This window comes from Vibrio pelagius (assembly GCF_024347575.1).
Lineage (GTDB): Bacteria > Pseudomonadota > Gammaproteobacteria > Enterobacterales > Vibrionaceae > Vibrio > Vibrio pelagius.
Genome location: NZ_AP025505.1, coordinates 353744 through 367559 on the forward strand (window position 1 = coordinate 353744; position 13816 = coordinate 367559).

Sequence of the window (13816 nt, forward strand, 5' to 3'; positions counted from 1 at the left end):
AAACGTTTCCATAATTAAGGGTTCGTCACAGATTATTTCGAAGATTTCATTATGATGCGACGTAATTTCCAGTTTCAAGGTAAGACAAGATGATGGATAAAACACTGGTTGAGCTAACAGGCCAACAAACGCAGCTGATAGTAGAGCTTGGGGACCATGCAGAGATCCTACATTGGGGGAAGAATGTCAGCGGTGACTACAAAGAGTATCGCAGAGCTTTGTATCGCCCGGTGCCGTACGGGCGTTTGGACAATGATGTTTCGATGACTTTAAGCCCAGAGCTTGGTCGTGGTTTATTTAGCAGTCCTGGTGTTGAAGGGCATCGTAATGGCCAGGATTGGGCTCCGGTATTTGTTATCCGTCATGTTGAAGAAAACCAGAATGGCATCGTGGTTGAGAGCGAAGACGTTATTGCTGGCTTGCTTTTAAAAACTGAACTGATTTTAGATGTCAATGACGTGGTTAAAACGCGTCACACGCTCACAAATAAAAAAGAGGGTGTGTATCAGGTCAATCGCCTTGCGAATACCTTGCCTTTGCCTGCGCGTGCGAATGAGCTAATGACATATTACGGTCGTTGGGTTCATGAATTTCAAACTGTTCGTCAACCGTTGCTACAAGGCGGTTACCAACAAGAGAACCGTCGTGGGCGCACATCTCATGAACACTATCCGGCGTTAGTTGTTGGTACTGCACACTTCGATGAGATGAATGGCGATGTATGGGGCTTCCACTTTGCATGGAGCGGTAATCACCGACTGCGTGTTGATGTTAAGGCCGATGGTCGAAGATATATGCAAGCAGAGGTGATTTATCTTCCGGGTGAAATCGCATTGGAAGAGGGTGAAAGCTTGACGACACCTTGGTTGTACGCAAGCCATAGCAATACAGGTTTGAATGCCATGAGCCATCACTTTCATGCTCATGTACGCGAAGCTATTTTACCAAGAGATTTTACTGATAAGTCTCGTCCTATTCACCTCAATACATGGGAAGGCATTTACTTCGATCACGATCCAGAATACATCATGTCGATGGCAACTCATTCGGCAGAGATGGGTGTAGAGCGCTTTATCATTGATGATGGCTGGTTCAAAGGGCGCAACGGAGATAAATCTGGGCTAGGGGATTGGTTTTTGTGTGAAGCCAAATACCCGAATGGTTTACGCCCGATTGTGGAACACGTAAACAGTCTGGGAATGGAATTTGGGTTGTGGTTTGAGCCAGAAATGATCAATAGAGATTCAGATCTGTATCGCTCTCATCCTGACTGGCTATTGGCAGTCGATGGCTACGAGCAACCAACAGGTCGTAATCAATATGTCATCAACCTGCAAAATGATGATGCGTTTAACTTCTTGCTTGAGCGACTGGACCATTTCCTTTCGACCTACAATATCGCTTACATCAAGTGGGACATGAACCGCGAAGTCGTTCAGCCAGCGCACTTAGGTCAGGCTGCGGCGCACAATCAAACCCAACGTTACTATCAGTTAGTGGATAAAGTTCGTGAAAAGCACCCGCAAGTGGAGATTGAATCTTGCGCGGCGGGCGGCGGCCGTATTGATTATGAGGTTTTAAAGCGCACACATCGATTCTGGGCTTCAGACAATAACGACGCACTTGAGCGTCAAACTATTCAACGCGGTATGAGCTACTTCTTCCCGCCAGAAGTAATGGGCAGCCATATTGCTGCGAGCCACTGTCATAGTACGCGCCGTCGTCACAGCATCGAGTTCCGTGGGCTTACAGCCCTGTTCGGTCACATGGGGATTGAGCTTGACCCAGTGAAAGAAGATCAAGCGGAGAAAGAGGGCTTTGAACGCTACATCAAACTACACAAAATGTTGCGTCCATTACTGCACAGCGGTAGTACTTGGCGGATCCCTACTGACGATAAAGCGCACCAAATTCATGCGGTTGTCTCTAACGATCAGTCGGAAGCTGTAGTGATGGTTGCACAGCTCGCGATGCCAACCAATTCATTGAGTGGTCATTTGCGTGTCCCCGGATTGGATCCACAAGCGACATACCGAGTAACGGTATTGGATAAACCGTCTAACTACGACGATATCGTGAACTATCAGCCTCCCTGGACGGAATCTGGCTGCGAACTATCAGGTGATTGGTGCGCAGAGGTCGGTCTCACGATGCCTATCTTGGATGCCGAGAGTGCCATGTTAATCAAGCTTCAGCGTATCGATATCGCATAGAGCTATAACTTTTCAATAGAACGAAAATCGCTCTCTCAACAAGGGAGAAAATGCCGCACAAGTCTGAGGTTTGTGTGGCTTTTTGTGTTTCTTTGTAATATCTTATTGATAATTGTTATTATTATCAATTGTCGTAACTTGCTAATTTAAAGGAGAAAAATATTTATATTTTGTAGCGGTTTCCCATGTTCGTGCTCGATGTCTCATTTCTGTAATTTTAATGGAAACGTTTCCATAAGGCGGTTTTTGATCACAGTAAGGTGGCGAGTGTGTGAGTAGCATTACCCTCGAAATATAAATAAAAGACGTCGACGTTATTCATTCTAGTTAGGGGAGTGAACAGCAGTACGACACTAAGGAACTAAAATGTCTGATAAAATTACTCTACAAACCAAGCTGTCCTACGGCCTCGGAGCTCTCGGCAAAGATTTTGCCTGCGCACCTATCTATATCTTCTTAATGTTTTACTTTACGGATGTCGCAGGTCTCTCTGCCGCTTTCGTGGGTACGATCTTTTTAGCTGCGCGTATCATTGATGCGGTGACCGACCCTATGATGGGAGTCATTGTTGATAATACGCGCTCAAAATTCGGTAAATTCCGCCCTTGGATTGTGATTGGTACAGTACTGAACGCTATCGTGTTAGTCGGCCTTTTCAGCACCCATATGTTTGAAGGCACAACTCTGTACATCTATGCGGCAGCGGCGTACATCCTATGGGGTCTTACCTACACCATTATGGACATCCCTTACTGGTCAATGATTCCGGCACTGTCGAGTGAGCGTCAAGAGCGTGAAAAGTTGGTTGTGTGGCCACGTCTTTTTGCAAGCCTTGCATGGTTTATTACGGGTACTTATGGCCTCCACATCGTGGGTGAACTAGGTAACGGTAACCAAGGTGACGGTTTCTTCAATGTTGCTATGCTGATTGCAGTTTTGTTCGTGATGAGCGCATTCTTGATTGCACGTAACGTGAAAGAGAAAGCAGCGCCAGCTAACGCAAAACCAGCAGAGAAGTTTAGCTTTAAAGATGTGCTAACTATCATCGGCAAGAACGATCAGCTGAAAGCATTGATTGGTACTGTTCTGTCGTTCCAAATTGCTAACTTACTTGTTGGTGGCTTCGCAATTTATTACTTCTCTTACGCACTTGGAAACGCAGAACTATTCCCTGTTTACATGGCGGTTGCGGGCGCAGCAGAAGTAGCGGGTGTGTTCTTGTTCCCACGTATTGCGGCATTTCTACCGCGTAAGCTGTTATGGCCTATCGCTTGTGGCTTCCCAATTCTGTCTTGCGTGCTTCTACTACTGATGGGCTTCATCGCTCCAGCTAATGCGCTAATGATTGGTATGGCAGGCGCAGCAATCAAGTTCGGTGTCGGTATTGCGAACGCTCTGCAAACGGTAATGCTGGCAGACGTCGTGGACTACGGCGAACACAAAACAGGTCGCCGCAGCGAGAGTGTTATCTTCTCTGTGCAAACTATGCTTGTGAAATTCGCAGGCGCAGCGGGTGGCTTCATTGTTGGTGTTGGCTTATCAGTTGTGGGTTACGTGCCAAACGTAGAACAATCAGCAAGCACCATTATGGGACTGGAATTCATGATGATCGGCCTTCCAGCAATCATGATGACAATCAGTGGCCTTATCTACCAACGCTACTACCGCCTGCACGAAGGCTTCAATAAAAAAGATACCGACCAAGTAGAGCAGAGTGAACGAGTAACTGCAGAAGCGTAGACTTTCTAATCTATTGAGCTTAAGTAGAGACATAAACCTCAAATTATATAAACCAGCCTATAGTGATTTAGGCTGGTTTTTTATTCGGACAGCAACAGAACATTCACCTTTTCACTTCCACCAACAAACAGCACACGTTCTATTTCTTGTTGTTTCTCCAGATTTGATAACCACTTTCTTGCGTCGCCTTACCTAGCAAGTGTGCCGCTACCGGGGCGGTGATAAAGATAAATAACATTGTACCAATTACTCGTGAAATCACCGTGATATCCGGTATCGCGATTGCCACCGCCAATAACAGTGAAGCTAAGCCCACCGTGCCGGCTTTGGTTGCTGCGTGCATTCGCGTGTAAAGATCGGGCATTCGTAAAATTCCAAGGCTCGCGATAAGTGTAAACAAGGTTCCGAGACAGAGTAAAATCCCAACGATAATGTCCATTACGCTTCTCCTTTTCTTTTGAAGATCAACCTCGCAAAGGCAATGGTTCCAAGGAAAGCCACTAGACCGAGTGTGATAGCAATATCCAATAGAGATTGTTGTCCACTCTCTAGGGTATAAACAGCAATAAAGCCCACTGTTAAAAATGAAATCAGGTCAAGTGCTATCACTCTGTCGGCCAAGGTGGGACCAAGAACCAAGCGAATGAATGCCATCAAAACACTGAGCAACAAACCAATATAAGCGAACGTGATACTCATCTGTAACCAACTACTTACTTGTAATCCATCAGCCACGCGTCACCTCCAAAATCCGTTTCTCTAAACCGTCTTTGATTTCCTGAATAACCTTTTCGTGCTCTGGCGCAAACATCGCATGTACAACCAAATGCTTTTTGTCCGGCGTGACATCTAAACTCAAGCTTCCCGGTGTCAGAGAAACCATGTTTGCGAGTAAGGAGATTTCTAAATCTGACTTAACATCCAGCGGTACATAGACAATATCTGGCTCACTCAAATGAGTTGGTGTAACCACATCCCAAACAACTTTCGCTACCGATATCATCATTTCGTAACAGAAAAAAAAGAACAAGCTGACCAAAGCGCTAAAGCGTCTGAAGTAACTGGTTTTTAATCCAAATGGTTGGCTTAGCCATAGAGCGAAAAAACCGACCACAAAGCCAAGAATGAAATCGATACTGGTATAGTTGCCATTTAATAGCATCCAGGCCAGAGCGAGAAATAAGTTTAAAAAGAGATAAATCACTGGTTACCTCCCATCGTATTCAATGTCACGTTTTGAGCTATTTCGTTGTCAACTATTACACTGTTAGCCAATGCACTCTCTCCAAGAACTGCTTTTACGTAAGCTTGGGGCTCAATCAACTGTTCTGCGGCGAGTTCTGCAAATTGGTAAAAAGGCTCGGCTGCCAAACCAATAATCAGACTTAAGGTGGTCAATGTGGCTATTGGCACGCAATATAATCCTTTTGTGTACTTGTTCATTGGCTGCGCTTTCAGTGTTTGCTGAGGCTTTTTCCAAAACACTTCGTTCCAGATCTTGGTCATCGAGAACACCGTTAACAGCCCCACTAAAAGCGCCGCACCTGCAAGCCAATACAACTCGGTTTGCAAGCTAGATTTGATGACAAGGAACTTGCCCCAGAAGCCCGATAAAGGTGGAAACCCCGCCAGGGAGAATGCAGGAATGAGAAACAAGAAAGCGAGCCAAGGCATGGCTTTGTAAACGCCGCCTAATTGCCCCAAGTTGCCCGAGCCATATTTACGCTCGATAAAGCCGCCAATCAGGAATAAATTTGCTTTTACTATGATGTGGTGCACGATGTAAAAAATCGCGCCCGCAATGGCAAGCGGCGTGTAGATCGCCAATCCCATGATCATATAACCAATCTGGCTAATGATATGGAAAGAGAGAATCTTTTTAATGTCGTACTGGCTCGCGGCCCCCAATACGCCAGTTAACATCGTAAGTCCTGCCACCCACATCAAAGTTGGCTGCCAACCGCTTTCTGATAGTGGGAAAATCAAGGTGAACACACGGATTAATGCGTACACCCCAACCTTGGTGAGCAACGCAGCGAATAGTGCGACAACCGCGCTCGGCAACGTATGGTAAGAAGCTGGAAGCCAAGCAAAAACAGGAAACAACGCCGCTTTAATTGCAAACGCGAATAGGAACAGTACGGCAAGTAAGGTATTGGTGTCAGACGGAATCTGTGCGGCTTTGGCGTGTAAATCCGCAAGGTTCAAAGTCCCTGTTGCGCCATAGAGCAAGCCAATCGCAAGCAAGAAGACCAAGGTCGAGATTAGATTGAGTATCACGTACTTTACTGCTCCATCCACTTGTTGCTTTGAACCGTCCAAGATCATTAAACCAAACGATGCTATCAACATCACTTCAAACCACACGTAGAGGTTGAAAATATCTCCGGTAAGAAACGCACCATACACACCGGCCAACAAGACATATATCAGCGCATGAAACGTGCCGTAAGACGCCTTTTCTTGCAGATCGCCCATGGCATAAAACACGCTCACGACACTAATAATGGCCGTCACCAACACCATGGCGACCGCGAGATAATCTGCCACAAAAACAATGCCGAATGGTGCCGCCCATTGACCAAAGGCTACTGCTTGTGGCCCACCGTTGATAACATCGTGCGTCAACAATGCCGCAATCACCAAGGTTGCCAATGCGCTTGTGCCACTTATCGCATCCACCAGCGCTTTGTTACGTTTCGCGCAGAAGATGGCGACAGCGGTAAGAAGAGAAACAACTACGGGTAACGTCAACCAAATCGTCGTCATTCATCCTCCTCAGAACGTCGCATCGCATCCACATCTGCCGAGCCCGCTTCGAAATATGCGCGGTAAAACAACATTAATGCAAACACCAACAAACCAAAGCCAATCACAATGGCAGTCAGAATTAGGGCTTGAGGAAGCGGGTTTGCCGCACCTTCTGGTGGCAACACTGAATTCGTCTCAATCAATGGCGGTAGTCCGGGAGTTAAACGTCCAGCAGTGAAAATCGCAATGTTCACCGCACTGCTCAACAAGATCAAACCAAATAGTAAGCGTAAGATGTGTCGTTCAAGCATGAGATAGACACCAGCCGCGACAAACACACCGACCACGAGACTCCATAGTATTTCCATCAGTCCAACTCCTCATTCACGCGCAGCAACATCCCCATCACACCACCAATAATGGCGAGGTAGATGCCGACATCGAATATCAGCGGTGTGCCTAGTGGCAGAATGTCTTTCCACCACAAACCCGTTAAGAAAGGCAAATTGAAGGCAAAGCTCATTAGGCCTGCCACAAAGCTTAAGAAGATGCCAAACAGAGCAATGCTAAATGGTGCGTAATACAAGCGGTCACGCACATATTGTGGCGATTCGGCAAACATCAGTAGCGCAAAACCAATCACAGCGATCAGCGCACCAATAAAGCCGCCACCCGGCTCGTTGTGACCTCGTAACAAAAGGTAAAGTGAGAACACCAACATCAGTGCTGCAACGATGTGTGCGGTGGTCGCAAAGATAAGGGAACGAATACGGTTGCGTTTGTGATAGTGCGTTTTCAACAAGCTAACTGCGGCGATACCCGCCATCACGACCACAATCACCTCGCCTAACGTATCGAAGGCTCGGAAATCAACCAAAATCACGTTGACGATGTTGCGTCCATGTCCGCCGGGAACGCTATTCTCTGCGAAGAAATCAGCCAGAGTGGAATCTAGAGGTGGTGCGGTGATGTTTATCAACAACGCCGTTACCGACATACCAATCACACCCGCTATCGCCCCGTGAAGTAATCTTCGACGTACCGAATGTTGCGGCACCGTCAATAAAGCTGGGATATGACGTATCAAAAGCGCCACAAATACAACCATTAAGGTTTCAACCAACAATAAGGTTTTCGCGACGTCTGGTGCGCTGTAAAGCATAAAGACTAAGGTGGTCATAAAGCCCACTAAACCCAGGGCAGAGACCGCTAGTAAGCGAGATGTGGTAAAGGTGCATACTAAGGCAGCACCGATGAGTAGCAGAGCAATGCTGATCTCGTAGAAACTAATGTTGGCTAATGCAGCAAAGCGAGCTTGTGGGATCACTACCGGGTTACTTAACAGTAATCCAGCCAGCACGATAAAGAACAACAACACATAATGGCTTAAACGCTTTTGCTGCAATAACTGCGTTTGCCATTTCGCCAAACGCATCATGCCAGCCATAATTTTGTCGAAACTGGATTCGGCCGTTGGCAATACGGGTACTCTACGTTGCCAAATCACTAGTAGCCTAGGGTAGACTCGATACAAAACAAAACCGATTAACAAGGTTAATGCACTGAGCACCAACGGTAGATTCACGCCCTGCCATAGCTTGGTTGCTTGTGGTTCTGAGTCCGGCAAGCTCGACAAAACCCCCGGAATAACCACGTTGTTGTTGATCCACCCTAAGCCAAATAACGGAACAAGTACACTGGCTACTGCAAGCAGCATTGCTGGCATCCATAGCCCTTTATTGGCTTCCACTTTCTTGGCTGACGTTGCACTACCTTCATAAGTCGCGAAGATAGGTTTTACAATCAGAGCTAGCGACAGTGTCACCATAGTGACGTTTACCAGAAGGAATAAGGTGGTGAGGATGACACTCGCTTCCAGACCGGATTTGTACATATATTCTTTGCTTAAGAAACCGAGTAGTGGCGGTACTCCAGATTTCGACAAGGCGGCAAGGATCGCGGCTATGACACTGAGTACTAGTGCTGTTTTCAAACCATGCAGCATACGAATATCACGCGTTCCTGTCGCTTTATCGATATTCCCCACCACCATAAACAGCGCTGCTTTGTAGAACGAGTGCGCCAAGATAAACAGCAGCGCGGCCGTCATCGCCAACTCAGTACCCATGCCTATCATTAACACTAATTTGCCCAAGGCGACGTTGGTACTGTATGCCAGCATCAGCTTCAGATCGGTTTGCTTAAGAGCGAGCAGTGCGCACCATATCGCGGTAAAGCCGCCGAAAATGCCGAGTGTGTAGAACCAGATCTCACTAGACGAGTAGATGGGTGAGACACGGGCAAGCAAGTACACGCCAGCTTTTACCATAGTGGCGGAATGAAGATATGCGCTCACTGGCGTTGGCGCTGCCATGGCATTCGGCAACCAAAAGTGGAATGGAAACTGCGCCGATTTGGTGAAAGCACCGAGTAAGATCAGAATCAGCGAAGGTAAAAACCATTCATGTTGTGCAATCAACGCACTTTGCGCGACGATGGTACTTATCTCATAACTGCCAGCCATTTCACCCAGCAGTATCAGGCCTGCTAATAACGCTAAGCCACCAGCGCCAGTGACAATGAGCGATTGTAATGCGTTCTTGCGGGATTTGTCTTTCTCGTGATTAAAACCAATCAAAAGATACGACGTGATGGTGGTGAGCTCCCAAAACACAAAAAGAAGCAGGATATTGTCGCTCGTGACAACCCCGAGCATGGCTAACATGAACAGCGTTAAGTACAGGTGGAAAGAGAATCGAGACGAATGCCCCTTCAGGTAAGCCAGTGCGTAAATCTGGATAAGCGCACCGATGCCGCTGATCAAACATGCAAATAGGAAAGACAAGCCATCCAACTTGAAGCTCAGGTTAACATCTAAACCCGGAACCCAAGCCGCTTGCCAACTTACGCCTCCCGGCTCATACCAACTGATGATAAACAGGAAAATGATTACGGGCAGTACAGGGAAGATCGTTAGAATCAACGAACGATCTTTTGATCCCTGAGTATTTTTATTTCCTAATACGTTATTCAATAGCACCATCCATTTCGATATAAATTGATACGGTTAATGGTTCAAGCTACTTACTATCTTGAGCGACGTAGGAGTGTAGGTCGCTGCAGGTATTTACTTCTTTGAGTTGGTAGGCAGATACTTCATGCGCAAGACTTAGAGCGTCATATGAGCAATCTCCGATTTCATTTCTCGGGCATACATGAATGTTTGAACGTTCGAGCATTTCAGTTCGGCAATTAGGACATAATTTTTTCATACCATCCTCCTTTAGGAAGTCGTCAGTATTAGGTGGCAGTTTGTTTTGGTACTTCTCCTGCTAATGCTATTTGGGTGAATATTTACTTGATAGGGGAGATGAAACCTTCTGGCTTCAGCGCTACCAAGGAGCAATTAATCGATTGTAGAATGTTCTCAGCGGTATTGCCTATTACAAAGCCAGAAATACCGGTTCGAGCTAATGTGCCCATGACTAGAACATCAATTTCGACCTCGTCGACACACTCTGGAATTTTGTTGTCTGGCTTGCCATGCAGTTGATGAATTACGGTTTCACCAGAAATTCCTGACTCCTCGATCAAACGTTGTAACGCCTGTGCGTGCTTAGCTTTAGCAAGAGATACTTCATTTTCCAGTTGAGCTTCTTCTACTTGTATCCAAACATTGCTGTTGAGATAGTTCTCTAAGTAATGTTCCCAGCAAGAGATAATGTGCAATCGACTGTCGCAGGTGTCTGCAATCGAACGAGACAACTCCAATAAACGACGGGCAAGCGTTTCTTGTTCGGGGTTTGTAGTCATAGGATCGACGGCCACAGCAATGCGTCGCTTGTCTCTGGGTTTGGAAATAGGGCGGTGAAGCCACACTGGGCAAGGGCATTTACGCAACAGCGTCATGTCTATCGCTTTGAAACCTTCCGCCCCTTCACTGAGTGGTTCAGCCTCTTTAATGATTAAGTCATTGTGATGGGTTAACGCTTCTTGGATGATGCAAACCGCTGGTTGTTCACTGCTGTGCACCCGTAGCGGAAAGGGCACCTGTTCTTCCGAGATGCCGTGTTGTTCACGCAACGCTTTGACACTTTGCTGAAGCGAATCATGCAAAGACTGCTCATAACTTTGTTGATATTGAGCCAGATCGGTAGGGAAGTCTGGACAGGCAATTAAACCTGAAACCGGAACGCGATTGCTCGCTGCTAATCGTATTGCTTGGCTGAGAGCGTCACTATGACCGGGCAATCCTTGCGTAGCAAAAAGTATGTTCTCGAATCGTTTCATACGCGCCTCCTTGGTTGGTTAAATATTAACCAAGTGACGGCGTATTTTTCTAGCATACAATTGTAACCACCCATTAAGTTGGGTTTATGCGTTTCTGTTCAGTTATTTACATATTAAATATCAATAACACTGAATCATAATGCATGTTCTCCGGTTACGATGTGTAACAAATTACGTCAATATTTCGGAAGATTACGAATTATATAAACACATTATCGTCGGTCATAAGATGCTTTTTTATGAACTCGATAAACGATGAAATTCATAAAAATGTTGCTGAGTTTTTCTGTTTATATTGAAGACGCCATTAAAACCTGAACCTTCTCAAAAATGGAGTCATCTTTTATGGTTTTAGTATCGTCTACACTTGTAGTTATCTATACCTATTTCTAACTCTAAATATGAAAACTAAACGGTTTCCGTTACTTCTTGCTGTCTGTTGCTGCAGCGTATTCGCACAAACTGTGCCCTACGGAGAACAGTCCATAGAGCTCAGTGAGAAAGTCTCCCCCGGCACTGATTTTAATCAGTATGTGAATGCCAACTGGGAGTCTAGTGCAGACATCCCATTAGGCTATCCATTTCGAAATGCTTTCGTAGATGTACACCTAAAGACACAGAAAAATCTACGCACTATTGTCGATGAGCTTACCACGTCTAAGTTATCTAACCTCACTCATGATGAAAAGAATATCGTCAATCTATATCGTAGCTACATGGATTTAGATGAAATAGAACGCCGTGGTTTATCACCTCTCGAAAAGACGCTTGAGGCGATCGAGACAATTAGCACTAGGGAAGAAGCTGCCGCTTTCATGGCAAAAGCTGGTGTGGACTCTTTTGTCGATATGATAGTTGCTCAAGATGAGAAGGATCCAACAACCAACAGACTGCATATAGTGCAGGGTGGTTTATCAATGGCCCGCGCATACTATATCGACAAAGGCGAAAAAATGGATCGCATTCGTGACGAATATCTTTCATATATTGCTACGGTTTTTTCCGCACTCAACTATCAAGATGCCACAGAGCGCGCCCTGTCTGTGTTTGAGCTCGAAACAGTTCTGGCTCAAGGTTATTGGTCTAACGCTGAAATGAGAGATGTTGAAAAAATGTATCGACCATTGAATCTAAGACAACTGCAAGATCATGCACCAGATTTTCCTTGGGAACTGTATTTTGATGAGCTGGGTCTTAGCGATAAAGGTCGAGATAAGATCATAGTGATGACAGACGGAGCTATTCTGCACTTAGCTAAGACTTTCGCTCGCACAGACATTAAAACATTACGAGCTTACCTAGAATTTCATTATGTGAATGGATATGCCCGCTTCCTCCCGAAGCAGATATCTATGGAACACTTCGAGTTTTACAGTCGTGTCTTGAATGGTGTGACGACAGATAAACCTCGAGAAGAAACAGCGCTTAGACTCATAGATGAAATCTACGGGGAGAAACTTGGCAAGATATACGTAGATCGATACTTTCCACAAGAAAATAAAGAAGAGATGACGAGCCTGATAGGCTATCTTCAGGACTCGTTTGCGAAACGCTTTGCGGCTAATGAATGGATGGATATAGAAACTAAAGAGGAAGCGCTTCGTAAACTAGATCAATTTACCGTCAAAATCGGCTACCCAGATCGGTGGCACGATACCTCGGATATTCAATTTTCTGCGAACCGCTTAATAGCCAATATTGAGAACATCAATCAACGAACTGCTAGGATTCAGATAGCAAAAATAGGCAACCCTGTCGACAGTTGGGAGTGGGACATGTTGCCACAAACTGTCAATGCATATTACACCGCTACGTCAAATGAAATCGTATTTCCTGCGGCCATCCTACAACCGCCATTTTACTCTGCTGATGTTGATATGGCGTATAATTTTGGAGCAATTGGCGCTGTTATAGGCCATGAGATTGGACATGGTTTTGACGATCAAGGACGGATGTTTGATGGCCGTGGCGTATTACGCGACTGGTGGACTAGAACTGCAAGCAAACGCTACGAAGTAAAAACGACCCAACTCGTTAAACAATATAGTGAGTTCGAGTTTGATGGCCTGAACATTGATGGCAGGTTGACGCTTGGCGAGAACTTGGGAGATTTGGGGGGGCTTACGATCGCTCTTGAAGCTTACAAACAATATTGCATTGACACGTATCCTAATGGAAAAGCACCAGTCATAGCGGGCACGACTGGAATCCAACGTTTTTTCATAGCGTGGGCGCAAGTTTGGCGTGAAAAGGCGACTGTGGAAGCGACTCGATCACGGATCCTTAGCGACCCGCATGCTCCAAATCAGTTTCGCATCAACGGTATCGTTCGAAATATAGATGAATGGTACGAAGCGTTTAATGTTACCAAGGACAGTGAAATGTACTTGGCGCCAGATGCTCGCGTGAAAATCTGGTAAAAATGGAATAGTTGGGATAAATCACCCTAATTTCCCATCCGCATGCCATCAAACTTATGTCCTTTAGTTCGAATGTGCCTACTCGACATTGATAAGTCAGCGACACTCTCGCTGACTAAATTCTCAATGTATTAGAAGGGTCGTTTTTCTTTTAAATTCAGCTTTTCTCAAAAGTCCCGATAGTTTTAATCACTCCCGACATTATCTCTGTTGAGTCGGCTTTTTTAGAAGCTTGTTGCATAGCTGTAGAGTTCTGTTTTAAGCGTGCTCTTAGGTCATCTAGTTCTTTTTGAGTTGTTGATTTTTCAGTATTTTTCGGACTATTCATAATTTACACCATCAAGTTTTTTTGTGATGACATATTATTATCTACAAAAGTGATACTATGTAGTTGGTTAATAT

12 protein-coding genes are annotated in these 13816 nt (G+C 45.5%); 3 read left to right on the forward strand and 9 right to left on the reverse strand.

The window, feature by feature from the left end; all coding sequences use genetic code 11:
- The first annotated feature begins 89 nt into the window (after nucleotides 1-89).
- Together vsple_RS21725 and melB are read left to right on the forward strand one after the other, a co-directional pair.
- Nucleotides 90-2213 carry an alpha-galactosidase gene (locus tag vsple_RS21725; protein WP_261884164.1) on the forward strand — a complete coding sequence of 708 codons (2124 nt, stop codon included), beginning with the start codon at nucleotides 90-92 and terminating at the stop codon, nucleotides 2211-2213.
- 366 nt (nucleotides 2214-2579) lie between these two features.
- On the forward strand, nucleotides 2580-3953 hold the full coding sequence (gene melB, locus vsple_RS21730) for a melibiose:sodium transporter MelB (protein ID WP_261884165.1): 1374 nt from the start codon (nucleotides 2580-2582) through the stop codon (nucleotides 3951-3953).
- Between the two features lie 139 nt (nucleotides 3954-4092).
- Here the strand turns inward: melB and mnhG are convergent, their stop codons facing one another.
- The 8 genes from mnhG to vsple_RS21770 all read right to left on the reverse strand — a co-directional run bounded on the left by mnhG (nucleotide 4093) and on the right by vsple_RS21770 (nucleotide 10994).
- Nucleotides 4093-4392 carry a monovalent cation/H(+) antiporter subunit G gene (gene mnhG / locus vsple_RS21735; RefSeq protein WP_045384992.1) on the reverse strand — a complete coding sequence of 100 codons (300 nt, stop codon included), beginning with the start codon at nucleotides 4390-4392 and terminating at the stop codon, nucleotides 4093-4095.
- Nucleotides 4392-4652, reverse strand: a complete 261-nt coding sequence (locus tag vsple_RS21740) for a cation:proton antiporter (RefSeq protein ID WP_261884356.1) — start codon at nucleotides 4650-4652, stop codon at nucleotides 4392-4394. The genes mnhG and vsple_RS21740 overlap by 1 nt, the downstream gene beginning before the upstream one ends.
- Nucleotides 4653-4680: 28 nt before the next feature.
- Nucleotides 4681-5157: a Na+/H+ antiporter subunit E gene (locus vsple_RS21745; protein WP_261884166.1), complete on the reverse strand. Its 477-nt coding sequence runs from the start codon at nucleotides 5155-5157 to the stop codon at nucleotides 4681-4683.
- A complete protein-coding gene (locus tag vsple_RS21750; protein ID WP_261884167.1) occupies nucleotides 5154-6722 on the reverse strand; it encodes a Na+/H+ antiporter subunit D in 1569 nt (522 codons plus the stop codon). Before vsple_RS21750 ends, vsple_RS21745 begins: the two co-directional genes overlap by 4 nt.
- Complete coding sequence (locus vsple_RS21755; protein WP_261884168.1) at nucleotides 6719-7072, reverse strand: Na+/H+ antiporter subunit C; 354 nt, start codon at nucleotides 7070-7072, stop codon at nucleotides 6719-6721. Before vsple_RS21755 ends, vsple_RS21750 begins: the two co-directional genes overlap by 4 nt.
- Nucleotides 7072-9639, reverse strand: coding sequence for a hydrogen gas-evolving membrane-bound hydrogenase subunit E (gene mbhE / locus vsple_RS21760; protein WP_261884357.1), 2568 nt, complete (start codon nucleotides 9637-9639; stop codon nucleotides 7072-7074). Before mbhE ends, vsple_RS21755 begins: the two co-directional genes overlap by 1 nt.
- A gap of 145 nt (nucleotides 9640-9784) precedes the next feature.
- The gene (locus vsple_RS21765) at nucleotides 9785-9976 is read right to left on the reverse strand and encodes a hypothetical protein (RefSeq protein ID WP_261884359.1); all 192 of its coding nucleotides are present in this window, start codon (nucleotides 9974-9976) and stop codon (nucleotides 9785-9787) included.
- Between the two features lie 82 nt (nucleotides 9977-10058).
- Nucleotides 10059-10994, reverse strand: a complete 936-nt coding sequence (locus tag vsple_RS21770; protein ID WP_261884169.1) for a universal stress protein — start codon at nucleotides 10992-10994, stop codon at nucleotides 10059-10061.
- A gap of 401 nt (nucleotides 10995-11395) precedes the next feature.
- Here vsple_RS21770 and vsple_RS21775 point away from each other — a divergent pair, with 401 nt between their 5' ends.
- Nucleotides 11396-13414, forward strand: a complete 2019-nt coding sequence (locus tag vsple_RS21775; protein WP_261884170.1) for a M13 family metallopeptidase — start codon at nucleotides 11396-11398, stop codon at nucleotides 13412-13414.
- Between the two features lie 157 nt (nucleotides 13415-13571).
- On the opposite strand, the gene vsple_RS21780 is transcribed toward vsple_RS21775, so the two are convergent.
- Nucleotides 13572-13742 (reverse strand): hypothetical protein, encoded by a 171-nt coding sequence (locus vsple_RS21780; protein WP_261884171.1) that lies wholly within the window; start codon nucleotides 13740-13742, stop codon nucleotides 13572-13574.
- Nucleotides 13743-13816 lie beyond the last annotated feature (74 nt).

What these genes read in the sequence shown, in the direction of transcription:
- vsple_RS21755 (WP_261884168.1), bottom strand. Translation starts at nt 7,072, where the DNA reads ATGGAAATACTATGGAGTCTCGTGGTCGGTGTGTTTGTCGCGGCTGGT.
- vsple_RS21775 (WP_261884170.1), top strand. Translation starts at nt 11,396, where the DNA reads ATGAAAACTAAACGGTTTCCGTTACTTCTTGCTGTCTGTTGCTGCAGC.
- vsple_RS21725 (WP_261884164.1), top strand. Translation starts at nt 90, where the DNA reads ATGATGGATAAAACACTGGTTGAGCTAACAGGCCAACAAACGCAGCTG.
- vsple_RS21750 (WP_261884167.1), bottom strand. Translation starts at nt 6,722, where the DNA reads ATGACGACGATTTGGTTGACGTTACCCGTAGTTGTTTCTCTTCTTACC.
- vsple_RS21770 (WP_261884169.1), bottom strand. Translation starts at nt 10,994, where the DNA reads ATGAAACGATTCGAGAACATACTTTTTGCTACGCAAGGATTGCCCGGT.
- mnhG (WP_045384992.1), bottom strand. Translation starts at nt 4,392, where the DNA reads ATGGACATTATCGTTGGGATTTTACTCTGTCTCGGAACCTTGTTTACA.
- vsple_RS21780 (WP_261884171.1), bottom strand. Translation starts at nt 13,742, where the DNA reads ATGAATAGTCCGAAAAATACTGAAAAATCAACAACTCAAAAAGAACTA.
- melB (WP_261884165.1), top strand. Translation starts at nt 2,580, where the DNA reads ATGTCTGATAAAATTACTCTACAAACCAAGCTGTCCTACGGCCTCGGA.
- vsple_RS21740 (WP_261884356.1), bottom strand. Translation starts at nt 4,652, where the DNA reads ATGAGTATCACGTTCGCTTATATTGGTTTGTTGCTCAGTGTTTTGATG.
- vsple_RS21765 (WP_261884359.1), bottom strand. Translation starts at nt 9,976, where the DNA reads ATGAAAAAATTATGTCCTAATTGCCGAACTGAAATGCTCGAACGTTCA.